15 protein-coding genes are annotated in these 17,225 nt (G+C 48.3%); 13 read left to right on the top strand and 2 right to left on the bottom strand.

The features are described 5' to 3' along the window. Positions 1-140 precede the first annotated feature (140 nt). Positions 141-1,007, top strand: coding sequence for a D-amino acid aminotransferase (locus tag SAR116_RS04055; RefSeq protein ID WP_013045664.1), 867 nt, complete (start codon positions 141-143; stop codon positions 1,005-1,007). Between the two features lie 12 nt (positions 1,008-1,019). Beyond that, the gene (locus SAR116_RS04050) at positions 1,020-2,255 is read left to right on the top strand and encodes a serine hydrolase domain-containing protein (protein WP_083775256.1); all 1,236 of its coding nucleotides are present in this window, start codon (positions 1,020-1,022) and stop codon (positions 2,253-2,255) included. Between the two features lie 110 nt (positions 2,256-2,365). On the opposite strand, the gene SAR116_RS04045 is transcribed toward SAR116_RS04050, so the two are convergent. Beyond that, complete coding sequence (locus SAR116_RS04045) at positions 2,366-3,007, bottom strand: hypothetical protein (protein WP_013045662.1); 642 nt, start codon at positions 3,005-3,007, stop codon at positions 2,366-2,368. A 207-nt stretch (positions 3,008-3,214) separates the two neighbouring features. Here SAR116_RS04045 and SAR116_RS04040 point away from each other — a divergent pair, with 207 nt between their 5' ends. The 5 genes from SAR116_RS04040 (at position 3,215) to SAR116_RS04020 (ending at position 9,321) form a co-directional block, all read left to right on the top strand. After that, positions 3,215-3,472, top strand: coding sequence for a DUF4212 domain-containing protein (locus SAR116_RS04040; protein WP_041860751.1), 258 nt, complete (start codon positions 3,215-3,217; stop codon positions 3,470-3,472). A gap of 11 nt (positions 3,473-3,483) precedes the next feature. Then, on the top strand, positions 3,484-5,316 hold the full coding sequence (locus SAR116_RS04035; RefSeq protein ID WP_013045660.1) for a sodium:solute symporter family protein: 1,833 nt from the start codon (positions 3,484-3,486) through the stop codon (positions 5,314-5,316). A 131-nt stretch (positions 5,317-5,447) separates the two neighbouring features. Beyond that, positions 5,448-5,801 carry a YggT family protein gene (locus tag SAR116_RS04030; protein ID WP_013045659.1) on the top strand — a complete coding sequence of 118 codons (354 nt, stop codon included), beginning with the start codon at positions 5,448-5,450 and terminating at the stop codon, positions 5,799-5,801. Between the two features lie 52 nt (positions 5,802-5,853). Then, positions 5,854-7,752: a propionyl-CoA synthetase gene (locus tag SAR116_RS04025; protein ID WP_013045658.1), complete on the top strand. Its 1,899-nt coding sequence runs from the start codon at positions 5,854-5,856 to the stop codon at positions 7,750-7,752. A gap of 12 nt (positions 7,753-7,764) precedes the next feature. Further along, positions 7,765-9,321: a trimethylamine methyltransferase family protein gene (locus SAR116_RS04020; RefSeq protein ID WP_013045657.1), complete on the top strand. Its 1,557-nt coding sequence runs from the start codon at positions 7,765-7,767 to the stop codon at positions 9,319-9,321. Positions 9,322-9,332: 11 nt separating this feature from the next. Here the strand turns inward: SAR116_RS04020 and SAR116_RS04015 are convergent, their stop codons facing one another. Then, positions 9,333-10,703 carry an NAD(P)/FAD-dependent oxidoreductase gene (locus SAR116_RS04015; protein WP_013045656.1) on the bottom strand — a complete coding sequence of 457 codons (1,371 nt, stop codon included), beginning with the start codon at positions 10,701-10,703 and terminating at the stop codon, positions 9,333-9,335. Positions 10,704-10,885: 182 nt separating this feature from the next. Here SAR116_RS04015 and SAR116_RS04010 point away from each other — a divergent pair, with 182 nt between their 5' ends. The 6 genes from SAR116_RS04010 (at position 10,886) to SAR116_RS03985 (ending at position 17,212) form a co-directional block, all read left to right on the top strand. Beyond that, positions 10,886-12,067, top strand: coding sequence for an ABC transporter substrate-binding protein (locus SAR116_RS04010; protein ID WP_041861135.1), 1,182 nt, complete (start codon positions 10,886-10,888; stop codon positions 12,065-12,067). A gap of 66 nt (positions 12,068-12,133) precedes the next feature. After that, positions 12,134-12,916: an ABC transporter ATP-binding protein gene (locus tag SAR116_RS04005; RefSeq protein ID WP_013045654.1), complete on the top strand. Its 783-nt coding sequence runs from the start codon at positions 12,134-12,136 to the stop codon at positions 12,914-12,916. Next, the gene (locus SAR116_RS04000) at positions 12,913-13,617 is read left to right on the top strand and encodes an ABC transporter ATP-binding protein (RefSeq protein ID WP_013045653.1); all 705 of its coding nucleotides are present in this window, start codon (positions 12,913-12,915) and stop codon (positions 13,615-13,617) included. Before SAR116_RS04005 ends, SAR116_RS04000 begins: the two co-directional genes overlap by 4 nt. Beyond that, the gene (locus tag SAR116_RS03995) at positions 13,618-14,634 is read left to right on the top strand and encodes a branched-chain amino acid ABC transporter permease (RefSeq protein ID WP_013045652.1); all 1,017 of its coding nucleotides are present in this window, start codon (positions 13,618-13,620) and stop codon (positions 14,632-14,634) included. Further along, positions 14,631-15,944: a branched-chain amino acid ABC transporter permease gene (locus SAR116_RS03990; protein WP_013045651.1), complete on the top strand. Its 1,314-nt coding sequence runs from the start codon at positions 14,631-14,633 to the stop codon at positions 15,942-15,944. The genes SAR116_RS03995 and SAR116_RS03990 overlap by 4 nt, the downstream gene beginning before the upstream one ends. A 74-nt stretch (positions 15,945-16,018) precedes the next feature. Next, positions 16,019-17,212, top strand: coding sequence for an amino acid aminotransferase (locus SAR116_RS03985; RefSeq protein WP_013045650.1), 1,194 nt, complete (start codon positions 16,019-16,021; stop codon positions 17,210-17,212). Positions 17,213-17,225: the final 13 nt, after the last annotated feature.

Below are 17,225 nucleotides of genomic sequence, written 5' to 3'. Positions count from 1 at the left end.
ACGAGATGATTTCATCAGCCATCTTTTCATGAAGGTCTCTTTAAATTAGGTTCTTTGGGCAATCAAATCTATAGTTTTGATATAGTGCTTTATTATAAGCTGATTCTAATTAGATATTTATCCATAAGGACATAGTGAAAATGAGTGGTGAACGGATTGTTTTTCTGAATGGAAAATTTGTAGCTGAAGGCAATGCCAAACTATCAATTTTTGACCGTGGTTTGCTGTTTGCCGATGCTGTTTATGAAGGATTTGGCGTTATTGACCGTCAAATTGTAGATTTTGAATATCACATTCATCGGTTGGAACGGTCATGTGGTGAGCTTGCCATGGTTTCGCCAATGGATAAGGACGCATTATTTGAGATGCTGATGCGGTTGGTTAGCGAAAATGATCTGGTTGAAGGGTTTTTATATCTGCACGTTACGCGCGGCGAGGGTGATCGCAGCTTTTTCTATAATGACAGTTATAAGCCAAATATATTTGCCTTTACGCAAGGGGCTAAATTTATCGCTGATGATCCGGCACCAGCTGTTAAGGTTCTGACAGCACCAGATTTGCGATGGGTGCGCCGTGATATCAAGACAACGAATTTGCTGGCGCAAGTCATGGCCAAGCAGGCAGCGCATGAAGCGGGTGCCTATGAAGCTTTGATGATTGATGAGGATGGTTTTATAACCGAGGCAGGGTCTTCAAGCTTTTTCTTTATCAAGGATAAGACGCTTATTGTGCGGCCAGTGAGTAATGAGATTTTGCATGGCATTACGCGGCAGACCATGTTGCGTGTTGCCAGCGAACAGGGGATAGCGGTCGAGGAACGTATTTACAAGCTGGATGAAGCGTTGGGGGCTGACGAAGCCTTTTTGACGGCGGCCTCAATTTATGTGCTGCCAGTCAGCCATATTGACGATAATATGATTGCTGACGGTACGCCTGGTGCTTTTACACAAGCTTTGCGCGCTGGATTTTTAAAAACAGCGCGCGCCGAATTTTACCAGCCTAGCTAAGCTAGGGGTGAGATGATGTCTGATAATCAGCAAAATGATAATGCGACGCATGATAGCTTGATGAAGGGCGCGCCCCCTTCGCCGCATGATCAAGTAACGCTGGCAAATTGGCGTGAACCCGGATTTGCCCGTTGGTCATTTTCGCATATGCGCCAGCTTCTGCCTACCAGTCCGATAATGGCAGCATCGCCCCCTTTGGATCTGAATGAAGCGCGGCAGGATCTAGGATCCATGCGGTTTACCGGTGCCGATGGTAAGGATATGACCCTCGATACATTTTTGCGTAACAGCCAGACCGATTGCTTTGCCGTGATGCAGAATGGCCAGCTAATCTATGACTGGTTTGACGGTTTTGGGGCGCCAGACCGACCACATATTGTGTTTTCGGTATCAAAGTCTTTAACCGCTTTGGTGGTGGGGGTGTTGGTGGATCAGGGTGTGCTGGATGTAACACGCACAATATCCGCCTATGTGCCGGAGGTTGCCGGTAGTGCATATGAAGATGCGACGCTTCGCCAGCTACTGGATATGACAGTTGCGTCCAGCTTTGTCGAGGATTACGAGGATGTGACAGGTGTCTTCATGGCCTATCGGCGCGCATCGGCGTGGAATCCGGTCGAGGAAGGCCATACAACAGATGGTTTAAGAGCGTTTCTGGCGAAGATGCCAGCCGCGGGTGATGGACAGAAACATGGTGAGATTCATCATTACTGTTCGCCGCATACCGATATGCTGGGCTGGGTCATCGAGCGCGTATCGGGTATGTCGCTATCAACATTGTTTTCACAGCTGATTATGCAGCCATGCGGGACGCGGCATGAGAGTTATATCACGCTTGATACATTTGGTGCACCACGTGCCGCAGGGGGCTATTGCATGGCGGTGCATGACCTGTTGCAGATTGCCGAAATGACCCGATGTGAAGGCGCGTTGGGTGGTCAGCAGATTGTTCCGGCTAGCTGGATCAGTGAGTTCCGGAACTATGCCGATAGCCGTGCCTGGCTGAAGCAAAAGAAAGGCGAGGGACCACGTCTGTTTCCAAAGGGTACCTATCGTGCCAAATGGTACAAGCCAGGGTTTGACGAAGATGAATATTGCGCTATCGGGATTCATGGCCAATGGATCTGGGTAAACCCCAAGCGCGAGACCGTGATTGTGCGTATGGCGTCGAACGGGACAGCCATTGATACGGATACGGATCGAGATTTGCTATGCGCCTTGCAGGCTGTTGCGCGTGCAGTTGGCTAGGTCAGAATTTCAACAAGTTTCAGGCGTTTGAAAGCACTAACCTAGGCTGTTGTCATAAGGTCGCGCGTTCGTCCGCATGGTATCAGTGATTTGTATCAGTGATAAGTGACCTAACAGGCGTGATCACGATGTTTTTGCCAGTCATCAATAATCAGTCTTGGCTTGATTAGGTCTTTTAAATCGCGGCGCACACCAATCCACCGCAAGTGAATGGAGTTGCGCACAATTTCTTCATCATGCACTTTTAATTCATCGGCAATGGGTGCCCACTTAAAAACAGCATCCGAACTGGATTGAAAAGCGGCAGATCCACTCTCAATCGCTTGCCAGTCTGCAAAGGCTATCCGCTGTTTTCCTTTTTCACAAATCTGCATGAATCGCTTGGAATCGATATCTTCCTGGGAATTGGCTGCAAAAATATCCTCGATCATTTCGGTGCAATAAATACTTAGCTGATCGTGTGCCAGTATCGCGTCACGGTTGATTTGCGCCCCTACAAAAAGCGTCAAGTCACTAATGGCGGCACCATAAATATGCCAGCGCGCAATTCGCAAAGAGGTCAAAAAATCCGGGTTGGCAAATAATTTTGGATGCTGCATGCCCGCCCGTGCTTTTACATAGGTGTACAACGTGGTCTGTGAAACGAATGCGGATCTTGATTCAATAAAATCAATAAGTTGCTTGTGCGTGGTGATGGGATCAAGCTTTCTTAATCCTAGCGTTTGCAGTAGTGATTTCAATTTCTGGAACATATTTGCAATCACGTTTTTTAAAAATCGATTGTCATTTTCAACTTCTTCACTAACATCTGTTTCCTATATTGTCGCGGTCAAAATAATAACAATTACTATCTGCGATTTGTACATAGATATGTTGTTTCAGGAGCACGAATAGTTCAGGGGTCAGCATATGGTGGTTTTTCTGGAGAGTTGAAACCACGTAAACGGAGGGATTACATCATGAGTAAGCAAGACTCAGGGGCGCTAAGCCACTGGGACCGAACCAAGAGTTTGCTTTTTACGACTCTTGCGATTTGGTTCGTTTTTTCATTTGTGGTGCATTGGTTTGGCGAACAGCTAAACGGCGTCGCAGGTTCATTCCCGGGAGGCTATTTCATGGCTGGCCAGGGTTCACAGATAGCGTTTGTTATTCTCATCTTTTGGTTTGTGTCAAAGCAAAACAAATTGGATGAAGAATTCGACGTTGCTGAAGATTAGAGGAGGGTGACATGAAACTTGAGGGTGGATTTATTAACAATCTTTCCAAAGTTTATGGAATCTATACTCTTGGATTTCTTGGCTTTGTAATTCTAATGGCAATTCTCGAACAGCTTGGTGTGAGCGCAGATACAATCGGCTGGCTGTTCGTTGGTTTCACCATTTGTATCTATGCTTTGATCGGCATTTTATCCAGAACAATGGAATCCAGCGAATATTATGTCGCTGGTCGTGAAGTGCCGGCTGTGTTTAACGGCATGGCGACGGCGGCTGACTGGATGTCAGGGGCGTCATTCATTGCGATGGCTGGTGGTATATATCTTAAAGGCTATCCGTATATGGCATTCCTCGTCGGTTGGACCGGTGGTTATGTGCTCGTGGCTAGTTTGCTGGCGCCATATCTGCGCAAGTTTGGTTGCTATACTGTGCCTGATTTTATCGGTACGCGTTACGGTGGCAATCTTGCCCGTCTGTGTGCGGTGATCATTCTGGTGGTGGCGTCATTCACATATGTGACAGCACAGATTACAGGAACGGGTATTGTGGCGTCTCGCGCGCTGGCTATTCCATTTAATGTAGCTGTCTGGATCGGCCTTGCAGGCATTTTGCTCTGTTCAATGCTGGGGGGTATGAAAGCGGTTACGTGGACACAGGTTGCCCAATATATCGTGCTGATTATCGCCTATATTCTTCCTGTGGTGTGGATGTCCAACAAGTTCGATTATGGACTGATACCGCAATTTGCACAATTTGATGCTGTCTTGCGTGTGCAGGAACTTGAGGCCTTGCATGGTGTTGGCACTGTTATGCCGACTGCCGAGGCACAAGCTGCGGCTGGTAGTCTTGCCGCGTTGAAAGTTGGTATTAATGATGCCAGCACGACATTGATGGCGAAATGGAAGTTCTTGACCTTGGTTATCTGTATGATGGCTGGTACAGCGTCTCTGCCGCATGTTCTTATGCGTTACTTTACAACGTCTTCAGTAAGAGCCGCGCGTCAGTCCGTGGGCTGGTCATTGGCATTCATCTTCCTGCTATATTTCACCGCGCCTGCTTTGGCGACATTCACCAAGCTTTCTCTGCTTGATCCGAACCTGGCAACAGGCATTATCGGCAAGTCGATTGCCGATGTGAACGCGCTGGAATGGGTTCAGAAATGGAGCAATGTTGGCTTCCTGAAAATCTTTGATGGCAATGGCGATGGCATTTTGCAGATCAATGAATTCTTCATGAAGGGTGATATTGTGGTTCTGGCAACACCAGAAATCGCAGGTCTGCCTTATGTCATCTCCGGCCTTGTGGCCGCTGGTGGTCTGGCGGCTGCGATGTCAACAGCTGACGGTTTGCTTCTGGCGATCGCGAATGCTTTGTCACATGACCTTTACTACAAGATGATTGATCCAAAGGCTGATACCAAAACACGCCTAGTTGTGGCTCGTATTCTGTTGCTGGCGGTTGGTGCCGCTGGTGCTTATGTCGCGTCGCAAGGTTTGACAGGTATTCTTGGTGCGGTTGCATGGGCGTTCTGCTTTGCAAACTCGGGCTTGTTCTTCCCGCTAGTCCTTGGTGTCTGGTGGAAACGGGCAAACCGTCAAGGTGCTGTCGCCGGTATGATCGGTGGCTTTGGCGCTGGCGCATGGTATCTGTATATGGTGCAGTTCGCTGGCATGACGCCATGGCTTGGCCTCGACGGTCTGCGGTTTGGTATGATCGGTATGCCGGTCAGCCTGATTCTGATGGTTGTGGTCAGCTTGGCTACCGAGGAGCCGGATGAGGAAACCCAAAAGATGGTTGACGAAATCCGCATTCCGAAAGGCAAAGCTGTGCTGGACGCATCGCAATAATTGGTCACTTGACTGATTATGTTTCACGAATGAAAGGGGCGGGGGCTTTTCCCCGCCCTATTTTTTGCTACTGTAAACGGATGTTTAACGAGGCATAGAGAATTTCAAGAAGCAAGTAGGGAATGCTAATTATGGAAAGTGGCTTTTCAACAATCGTCCTGATAATGGACTATCTGATGGGCGCGGCTATGTGGACTTTGATTGGCCGCTTTGGCATGTCGCTTTTTGTCGCTGAGAATTCAGATTTCTTTTTCATGAAAGCCTTCATCAAAATCACCAACCCGATGCTGAAGGCCATGCACCGATTAACACCTCCCTTTCTGATCGATAGGATGAAGCCGCTCTATGTGGCGTGGTTTCTCTATATGATCAGATTTTATATTATGCCGGCCGTGTTGGGCTATGATGTGATGGGCATGCTATCCTTTCCACTCGAGTCTAATATAGCGCTAATAATTTACGATTTTGGACAAATTTTCAGATAAAGCTAAGAGATGCCTATATGGTGAAAACCAGTTGGCTTTGGGAGAGTGATCAATGAGTGCATATAAATCTCTTTTTGCAAAGGCTACCAGTGATAGTCAGGGGTTCTGGCTTGAGGCTGCGAACGGCATTGATTGGGTGTTGCCGCCATCTTCTGCACTGGATGAATCGCGTAAGCCGTTTTACAGTTGGTTTCCCGATGGGGTTATGAACACATGTTTTAACGCTGTTGACCGGCATGTGATGGCTGGTCGCGGTGCGCAGAATGCATTGATATATGACTCGCCTATCACTGGTTCGTCAAGCAAACTTACGTTTGCCGAGCTTCAGCAAAAAACCGCTCAATTCGCCGGTATGTTGCAATCTTTTGGTGTGGAAACTGGTGACCGTGTCATTATCTATATGCCGATGATTCCCGAAGCGGTGATCGCCATGCTTGGATGCGCGCGCATAGGGGCTGTGCATTCGGTTGTATTTGGTGGTTTCGCTGCGGCTGAACTTGCCAAACGTATTGATGATGCAACACCAAAAGTCATTATCAGCGCCTCTTGTGGGCATGAACCGAACCGCATTGTTGAATATAAACCCCTGCTTGATGCGGCGATTGATATGTCTGAACACAAGCCGTCGCATTGTGTGATTGTCCAGCGTGATGCCTTGAAAGCCGAGCTTGTTCCGGGACGCGATTTTGAATGGCATGACGCGCATGATGGGGTAGCCGAATTGCCGCCTGTGCCATTGGCAGCATCGGCGCCACTTTACATTCTCTATACCTCAGGCACTACGGGCCAACCAAAAGGTATTGTCCGCGATAATGGTGGACACGCGGTGGCGCTAAACTGGTCGATGTCAGCCATTTACGACATGAGCCCCGGCGAGGTTTACTGGGCAGCGTCGGATATTGGCTGGGTCGTTGGGCATTCCTACATTGTTTATGCCCCTTTGCTGTTCGGATGCACCAGTGTCCTGTTTGAAGGCAAACCCATTGGAACACCTGATGCAGGTGTGTTCTGGCGGGTGATTGCCGAGCATAAGGTTAAAGTGCTGTTTACAGCGCCGACAGCATTCAGGGCGATTAAGCGCGCTGATCCAGAAGGTGCCTTGATGAAGCAACATGATCTTTCATCGCTGGAGTATCTGTTTCTTGCTGGCGAACGCGCCGACCCAGATACGGTCACCTGGGCCGAAAACAAGTTGAAAGTTCCGGTCATTGATCATTGGTGGCAAACCGAGACGGGGTGGTCTATCTGTGCTAATCCCATGGGTATCGAAAAACTGCCTATCAAGCTGGGCTCACCTTCGGTGCCGATGCCAGGTTACGAGATTGATATTCTTGATTCCGAAGGTGCGATTGTGCCGCCAGGTGAGTTGGGAGCTATCGCGATCAAATGGCCTTTGCCGCCATCTGGCATGTCAACAATCTGGGGCGCTGATGACGCGTTTGTGGAAAAATACTTCACCACGTTTCCGGGATATTATGAGTCGGGTGATGCCGGGTTTAAGGATGAGGACGGTTACGTCTATATTATGGCGCGAACCGACGATGTGATTAATGTTGCAGGGCACCGGCTTTCGACAGGGCAATTAGAAGAGGTTTTGGCTGATCATCCCGATATTGCCGAATGTGCTGTTATTGGGGTGGCTGATGAATTAAAAGGTCAGTTACCATTAGGCATGATCTGTCTTTATCCAAATTGCCAACGTCCGGCTGAGGATATTGTTGCCGAGGCGATTGCGCTTGTAAAAGAGCGCGTCGGACGGGTGTCGGCCTTTAATCTGGTTGTTGTTGTCGAACGTTTGCCCAAAACGCGTTCGGGAAAAGTATTGCGCAGTACGATGGCAAAGATTGCTGATGGCCAGCCTTGGACAATACCTGCAACAATTGATGATCCAACTATTCTGGATGAAATAGCAGCGCAATTAAAGACGATTGGATATGCTGAGAACGCATAAATAGGGGGCTACATGGACGCATCATCATCAGATACCCCCAATCGGGCTGGTGGACGATCATCACGCAGAGAAAAGCGGAAACTTCATGTGCCGTCTATGCTGCCGACGCTGGAAAGCCGTTTGCCACTGACGGAACCAATGGATGAAGACCAGATTGCCCGCATTGATGATGCGTCAATGTCTATTCTGGAAGATGTTGGTGTTGTGTTTCGTGACCCAGTTGCGCTTGATGACTGGCGCAGTGCCGGTGCCCGTGTTGAGGGCGATCTTGTTAAATTCGACCGCGCACACATACGCAGTCTGATAAGCTCGATTCCCGAAACGATAACGCTTCATGCACGCAATCCCGAAAACACGATCGGTCTAGGCGGTCGTAAATCAATGTTTATCCCGATGACGGGTGCGCCTTATTTGCGCGATCTTGATGATGATCGACGTTTGCCGACGCTGAATGATCTGGGAATGTTCCATAAATTGGCGCATATGTCGCCAGCATTGCATTCTTCAGCGCATCATATTGTTGAACCAATGGATCATCCGGTGCCGCACCGGCATTTGCAAATCACCTATTCTTCGATGAAATATTCGGACAAGACATTCATGGGTATGACGACGTCGGGTAAAAATGGCGAAGATGTCATGGATATGTGCGATATATTGTTTGGCGCTGGATATCTTGAAGATCATGCTGTTGTTGTCGGCAATATCAATGGCAATTCGCCATTGGTGTGGGATGAAACGATGCTGGGCGCGATGCGTGCCTTTGTCCGACGTAACCAACCGGTTCTTTGCTCGCCCTTTGTACTTGGTGGTGCCAATACGCCAGCTTCGACTGTGCCTGCGGTTGCGCAGTTGAATGCCGAAGCGCTTTCGGCACTTGCCTATACGCAGGTTGTGCGCAAAGGAGCACCAGCGATCTATGGGCATTATCTATCAACGGTATCCATGCGGTCAGGGGCGCCGATGGCAGGAACGCCCGAAATTTCGCTGATGAATTTCATGATTGGTCAGATGGCACGGTTTTATGGTGTGCCTTGGCGGACATCGAATACACTTGGTGGTGCCAAAACACTTGATGCGCAGGCAGGCTATGAAAGCGCAACAACCTTGATGGCTGTTTTGATGGCTGGCGCGAATTACATATGGCATTCGGCTGGTTGGAACGAGGCCGGCATGCATTGTTCGGTGGCCAAATTCATGGTTGATGCCGAACAATGTGCAATGGGATATCGCATGGCAGAGGGGTTACGCTGGGACGATTTTGATGAAGCATTATCTGCCATTCGAGATATAGGGCCAGGAGGTCATTATCTGGGTCATGCCCATACGCTTGAGAATTTTGAGCGTGCCTTTTTTATGCCTTCGTTATTTGACAATAATTCATTTGAACAATGGCAAGCAGAAGGCGCACAGGATGTCACCGCGCGTGCGCTGTCAATGGCGCGCCAGATGTTGAATGAATATGAAGAACCAAAGCTGGATGTGGCGATCAACGATGCCTTGCTTGACTATATTGCCCGCCGTGAACGCGAAATTCCCGAAGATAAGGGGCTAAATGAAACTTATTAGGTTTTATGCCATCAGACTTCTTTGCCAGCACGCCATTCGCGGTATTTGATCGTCAGGGTGGCACCAATTGTTGCAAAAGGTTCCATAGGCAGTTTTTTGGGCTGTGGATAGGATAGCATGCGTTCTAGGCTTTGATGATTGTCATGAAGATTGCCGGTAACAAGATCAGCCGCCACGATGCCTGATAATGTGCCGCGGGCAGTGCCCAGCCCATTTTGACAGCAGGCGGCGGTGATGCCGTCTTCAATCGGACCAAAGGCAGGCACATCATTCAGACTAAGGCATAATTTACCGCCCCAGCTATATTCCATTTCTATATTGCCCATTTTCTCGAAGCGGTCGGCGAAACTACGTTCATGATGCGTGCGCTTGACTGTGGCAACATGGTCAGGCACTTCCATAGAGCTTACAAAACTGGCTTGATTTCGGACAATGATGCGGTCACCAGAGCGTCCTGATATGCGGCGTATCGTACTGCCGACAGGGTCTGACGGGGTGATGCCCCAGCGTGATGTCCCGCCAAGCTTTCGTACTTCTTCCGCATTCATGGCACGGGTCATCGAAGCGTAAAGAAAAATATGCATCAGCCGTCTTTTGAAAAAGCCGAAGCTTTGCGCATGACCATTTACCGCCATGATGATTTGGGGTGCTGTGATGGTGCCATCAGGTGTCTTGGCTTGCCAGTCGGGCCCTGTCCGATTCAGTGATATGACAGGGCTGTTTTCAAAAACATCGACTTTGTTCCGAAGGCCATCACGTAGCCCACGTATATAGGCGCTAGGGTGAAGCATTGTTGTGCCGGGTGTGAAAAGTCCCTGATGATAATAATCGCTACCAGATAGCTCTTGCATCTGCTGCGCATCAAGAATTTCAAAGGCTTCGCCAAGATTCTGCAGATGATCGGCATAGGTCAGATTATGCGCGACGCCTTTGGCGGTGGCAGCACCATTGACCTTGCCACTTTGTGAAATGGTTTCAGCATCCATTCCATATTCATCTGCGGCATCAAGCGCGAAATCTATGGCACGGCGGTTCATCGTTATTTGAAGTTGGTCTTCGGTATTGTCACCAGCATAGTCTTTGGATGACAGCACATGCGGCAGATCAATCATGAAGCCAGAATTGCGTCCGGCGGGGCCTTCACCAATGCGGCCAGCTTCCAGTACGACAATTTTTGCGCCATTTATGTCTTTTGTGCTGGGGGTTAGCTGTGACAAACGCCGCGCCGCTGATAGCCCAGCAAAACCGCCCCCAATCACCAGCCAATCGGCAGTCATATCCTTATTCAAAGGCTGTGGTGGCTTGTCATCTGGTAGTATCGCGTTCCAGCCTGATATGCCCGGATTATGCGGTAGGTTTTTGGTGGTTATATGACTGATCATGAATGGCAAAACCTAGATGGATGATTATAGGGACTTACAATCATGTATTTATATTGATTGGTAAATAATTTTCATTTCATGAGATCGTTTTTTGAGTATTTATGATAGTTTAAGACTTGTATTACGTGCATATTAAGCCATTATCACCAACAAAGTATGAATTATGTTTTGGGAGATTAATGATGAAAAAAATTATTATTGCCGCTTTGGCTGTAGCGGTTTCAGCTACACCGGCGTTTGCGGCTGATATCAAAATCGGAACGCTTCTTGGTTATACAGGCCCGATCGAATCACTAACGCCAGATATGGCGGCGGCGGCTGAGCTTGCGATGAAGGAAGTTACCGATTCAGCTGCATTCATGGGCGGGTCTTCTGTGACCTCAGTTCGTGGTGACTCTACTTGTATCGATTCAGCGGCTGCAACGGCGACAGCTGAACGTCTGATCACGTCAGATGGCGTCAAAGCTATCATGGGCGCTGACTGTTCAGGTGTAACAACAGCTATTTTGCAGAATGTTGCCATGGCCAAAGGTATTGTGATGGTTTCACCATCAGCCACATCGCCAGCATTATCGACATTGGAAGATAATGGTCTGTTTTTCCGGACCGCACCATCAGATGCGCGTCAAGGTCAGGTTGTTGCTGAGATCTTGAATGAAAAGGGCATCAAGTCTGTTGCCATGACATATACCAATAATGATTATGGTAAGGGCCTGGCAGACAGCATCCAGATGAATTTTGAAAAACTGGGTGGCAAAATCACCATTTCAGCTTCGCATGAAGATGGTAAAGCCGATTATGGCGCAGAAGTAGCCGCACTAGCCCAGGCTGGTGGTGAAGTGTTGGTCGTTGCTGGTTACCTTGACCAGGGCGGTAAAGGCGTCATTCAGGCATCATTGGACACAGGTTCATTTGACACATTTGTGCTTCCTGATGGCATGATTGGTGACTCACTTCCACAGGCTATTGGTCCTGATCTTGATGGTTCATTTGGAACTATCCCAGGTACCGACAGCCCAGGTGCTGCAAAGTTTGCAGAACTTGCCATGGCCGCTGGTTTCAAAGACGGTCCTTTCGCGGCTGAGTCTTATGATGGTGCGGCTTTGATCATGCTGGCCATGCAGGCTGCTGGTTCAGCCGAAAGTGCTGATTTCAAAGGCAAGGTGATGGATGTTGCTAATGCGCCAGGTGAAAAGATTTATCCTGGTGAACTAGCCAAGGCGATGAAGATCATTGCTGATGGTGGTGACATCGATTATGTCGGCGCGTCTGCTGTTGAGCTGATTGATGCTGGTGAGTCTGCTGGCAACTACAAGGAAATCCTTGTTAAAGGTGGCGAGATCACAACAGCACGTTTCCGCTAGATTCGGTATATTTTATGATCCAGACATTATTGGGTGTCTGGATCATTTTATTGTTTTGTATTTTTCATGATAGTTATTGAAAACATTAGTAAGCATTTTGGCGGCATTAAAGCTGTCAATAATGCGTCTATGGTCATTGAAACAGGTTCAATTACAGGGCTGATTGGCCCTAATGGTGCTGGTAAGACCACCTTATTCAACGTCATTGCGGGGGTCTATAAACCCACATCCGGACAGGTGTTTCTTGATGGTGAAGATATCACCGGCTTTGCACCGCATGAATTGTTCGAAAAAGGCATGTTGCGAACGTTTCAGATCGCGCATGAATTCTCGACATTAACCGTGCGCGAAAACCTGATGATGGTACCTGGTATGCAATCTGGTGAGCGTTTGATCGATACATGGATCAATCCGGCACGTGTCCGTTCTGAAGAAGCTGAGATCAGGGCAAAGGCTAGTGACGTCATTGATTTTCTGCAAATCAGTCAGGTTGCGGATGAACTGGCGGGAAATCTATCTGGTGGACAGAAAAAACTGCTTGAGCTTGGCCGCACGATGATGGTCGATGCAAAGATCGTGTTTCTGGATGAAGTCGGTGCAGGTGTGAACCGTACATTGCTTAATTCCATCGGCGATGCCATTTTCCGCCTGAACAAGGATCGTGGTTATACGTTCTGCATGATTGAGCATGATATGGATTTTATCTCCAGATTATGTGATCCAGTCATTGTCATGGCCGAGGGTAGTGTGCTTGCAACAGGCACCGCGCTTGAAATCAAGGCGAATGAAGACGTCATCGAAGCCTATCTTGGCACCGGATTGAAAAACAATAAGAGAGCTAAAAAATGAGCTTTCTGATTGGTGATAAAATGACCGGTGGATATGGCGGTGCCGACATTCTGCATGACTGCACAGTAAGTGTTGAACGCGGCGAGATCGCTGTTGTTGTTGGGCCAAATGGTGCCGGTAAATCAACAGCTATGAAGGCCATGTTCGGAATGCTTGATTTGCGGGCAGGCAAAGTATTGTTTGATGGTGAGGATATTACCGATTTGAAGCCACAGGATCGGGTGCTCAAAGGCATGGGTTTTGTGCCGCAAACCAGCAATGTCTTTACCAGCATGACGGTTGAAGAAAATCTTGAAATGGGTGCCTTTATCCGCCGCGATGATATTGCCGAGACAATGGATCAGGTCTATGGGCTGTTTCCCATTCTGCACGAAAAACGGTTGCAGCCTGCGGGCGAACTGTCTGGTGGTCAGCGTCAGCAAGTGGCTGTTGGCCGGGCTTTGATGACAAAACCAAAAGTGCTCATGCTTGATGAGCCTACCGCTGGTGTGTCGCCGATTGTCATGGATGAGCTGTTTGACCGGATCATTGAAGTCGCGCGCACCGGCATTGCTATTTTGATGGTCGAGCAAAATGCCAAACAGGCGCTGAATATCGCTGATAAGGGTTTTGTCCTTGTGCAAGGTGAAAATCGCTATACCGACACGGGATCGGCATTGATGGCTAATCCGAATGTGCGTAAAGCATTTCTGGGAGGGTAGATGATGGCTGATTTTCTAAACCCTCTGGCTATTCTGGCAAATTACATTCTTGTGCCTGGCCTGGCTTATGGTAGCCAACTGGCACTTGGTGCCCTAGGCGTAACGCTTATCTATAGCGTCTTGCGCTTTTCGAATTTTGCGCATGGTGAGACGATGGCCTTTGGTGCCATGATAACGATCATGGTGACCTGGTGGTTGCAATCACTGGGCGTCAGCATAGCCCCGCTACCAACAGCATTATTGGCTTTGCCAGTTGGTATCTTGGGAACAACCATCCTGTGCCTGACAACGGATCGGGTGGTTTATCGCTATTATCGTGAGCAAAAGGCGTCATCCGTTACTTATCTTATTGTTTCGGTTGGTGTGATGTTCGTTACCGGCGGCCTAATACGTTTCATTATTGGCCCGAATGATCAATTATTTGGTGATGGTGCCCGTTTTATCATGAAAGCGCGTGCCTTTAAGCAGATGACCGGTCTGAATGAAGGGCTGGCGATAAAAACATCGCAAGGCGTAACAGTGATCACGGCAGTCATCGTTGTTGCGGCTGTGTTCTGGTTTTTAAACCGAACACGGACAGGTAAATCGATGCGCGCCTTTTCAGACAATGAAGATCTAGCGCTTTTATCTGGCATTAATCCAGATAGGGTCGTGATGATCGCATGGATTATCACCGCTGCATTGGCAACTATAGCGGGCACTTTATATGGTCTTGATAAAAGCTTTAAGCCGTTTGTCTATCTGCAACTGCTATTGCCAATTTTTGCGGCGGCTATTGTTGGCGGTGTAGGCAGTCCGGTTGGAGCAATTGCTGGTGGATTTGTCATTGCTTTTTCCGAGTTGATCATCACTTTCGCGTATAAGCGTGTTGTAACTTATATGCTACCAGAAAGCATGGCGCCCGAGGGATTGGTGCAATTCCTATCTACCGATTACAAATTTGCCGTTTCTTTTGTCATCCTGGTGATTGTGCTTCTGGTGAAGCCAACCGGTATCTTTAGTGGGAAATCAATATGACAGATAAAGAAAGAAATCTTGTCTATTTCTCAATCATGGCAGGCTTGCTCGTTTTTGTCGGCTTTATTCAGAGCTGGAGTGTGTCACTATCGCTTTTAAACCTGTGTTTGATTTCGGCGATCATGGCGCTTGGGGTTAATATCCAATGGGGCTATGCAGGTCTGTTTAATGTTGGAATCATGGGCTTTGCCGCGCTTGGTGGTCTAGCAGGGGTGTTGGTTGCATCGCAACCTGTACCTGAAGCGTGGCAAGTAGGTGGCCTTGGCATCCTTGGTGGCCTTATCGCCGGTCTTGGCATGATCGTTGCGGGCATATTTGTCTGGCGCAAGACTGCCAAAATGGGGCGGCGGCGTTACTGGCTGACGGGCCTTGCTGTTCTAATTGGCTATATCATTATGCGGATGATTATTGACCCTGCTATTTTAGCGATTGAGTCGGTCGAGCCAGCAAAGACCGGATTTCTGGGTGGCGCTGGCATGCCGATCATTTTCAGCTGGCTTGTTGGTGGTGTTTTTGCCGCTGGTGCGGCATGGGTGGTTGGAAAAATATCACTTGGTCTTCGGTCGGATTATCTGGCGATTGCCACATTGGGTATTTCAGAAATTATTATCTATTTTCTCAAATTTGAGGATTGGCTTACGCGTGGTGTCAAGAATGTGGCTGGTTTGCCGCGTCCCGTTCCCTATGAAGTCGATTTAAATAATTCAGCCGGTTTTCAGGATTGGGCAGAAAGTTTAGGTGTGCAGGTCGATGACGCATCATCCATTGTCGTTAAATTATGCTATGCCATTTTGTTTACGGCTGTATTGCTGGTAATTTTGTGGCTGTCTGAGACGGCATTGCGTTCACCCTGGGGTCGGATGATGCGCGCCATACGGGATAATGAAATCGCTGCCAGCGCGATGGGCAAGAATGTCACCTGGCGGCATTTACAGGTGTTTGTTCTAGGTTCAGCCGTTGTGGGTGTTGCAGGTGCGATGCTGACAACTCTGGATGGCCAGTTTACCCCGACTACATATCAACCACTTCGGTTTACCTTTCTGATATGGGTTATGGTTATTGTTGGTGGATCGGGAAATAACTGGGGCTCAATCCTTGGTGGTTTCATAATCTGGTTTTTCTGGATTGAAGCCGAACCAATGGGATTATGGCTTATCGATACGCTTACCTCGGGAATGTCAGAAGATCACTGGTTACGCGTGCATCTGATGAATAGCGCCGCGCATATGCGCTTGATCACAATGGGTCTGGTTTTACTGTTGGTGCTGAGATTTGCCCCTCGTGGTTTGATACCCGAGGTTAAACGCTAGCTAAAAGTGATTGCCTTGAAAGGCAGATTTGCCCTACAAAATAGATAGACAGCCCTTACAATCGGAACATTATAATGCTTGAAAAGCTCATTCCAGCGAAAGCTGATCCCATTCTTGGTCTAGGTAAACTTTTTGCTGCCGATGCACGCGAAAATAAAATCGATCTTGGCGTTGGCGTCTATAAAGATGCTGACGGTAAAACACCGATTATGACAGCTGTTAAAAAAGCCGAAGTCCGGTTACATGCTGAGCAGACGTCAAAATCCTATAAGGCGCTCGCCGGAGATGAGGTGTTTAGAGATGAGATGCGCAAGCTTGTATTGGGAGATGCAGTTGCGGCAGATCGTGTGGCAACCTTGCAAGCACCAGGCGGCACTGGCGCATTACATCAGCTTTTCGAAGCCATGAAATTATTGAATCCCGATGCAACTATATGGGTCAGCAACCCAAGCTGGCCATCGCATGTGGCAATGGCTAAGCATCTTGGCTTTAAAACTGAAAATTACGATTATTTTGACCCAGCAACAAGCGGGGTTGATTTTAATGGCCTGATGGTGTCGCTTCAAGGCATGCAGGCTGGCGACATGCTCGTGCTTCATGGCTGTTGCCATAATCCAACAGGTGCCAATCTGACAGCAAATCAATGGCAATCCATCACCGATCTTGTTCTGGAAAAGAATGTCATGCCACTTGTTGATATTGCCTATCAGGGTTTTGGCGACGGTCTGCAAGAAGATGCTATATACATGCGTACCATGGCTTCACGGATGCCAGAAATGATGGTAGCGGCGTCATGTTCAAAGAATTTTGGCCTTTATCGTGACCGTGTTGGTTGCGCGATGGTTATTGCCAAGGATGCGGACTCTGCAACCGTAACACAGGGTAATTTGGCAACTTTGAATCGGATGAATTATTCCTTTGCACCTGATCATGGAGCTGCTTTGGTGGCCATTATTCTATCGGACAGTGAATTACGCGCCGAGTGGGAAGCCGAATTAGAAGAGATGCGCCTAGCCATGTTGACGGTGCGTGAAGATCTTGCCGAAGCATTGCGTCAGCAATGTAATTCAGATCATTTTGACTTTATAAAAGACCATCGTGGTATGTTCTCACGGCTTGGCCTTTCGCCTGAACAGGTTGAAATGCTTCGTGTTGATCATGGTATGTATGTCGTTGGTGATAGTCGTATCAATGTGCCAGGCTTGTCTGGAGGGCGCGTGGCTCCCTTTGCCAAAGCAGTTTCTATGGTTGCTAATATTTCAAAATAATGTTCGTGATCTT

Source organism: Candidatus Puniceispirillum marinum IMCC1322 (assembly GCF_000024465.1).
In the GTDB taxonomy this organism is placed as follows: Bacteria; Pseudomonadota; Alphaproteobacteria; order Puniceispirillales; family Puniceispirillaceae; genus Puniceispirillum; species Puniceispirillum marinum.
This window is presented reverse-complemented; position numbering and strand designations above follow the sequence as displayed.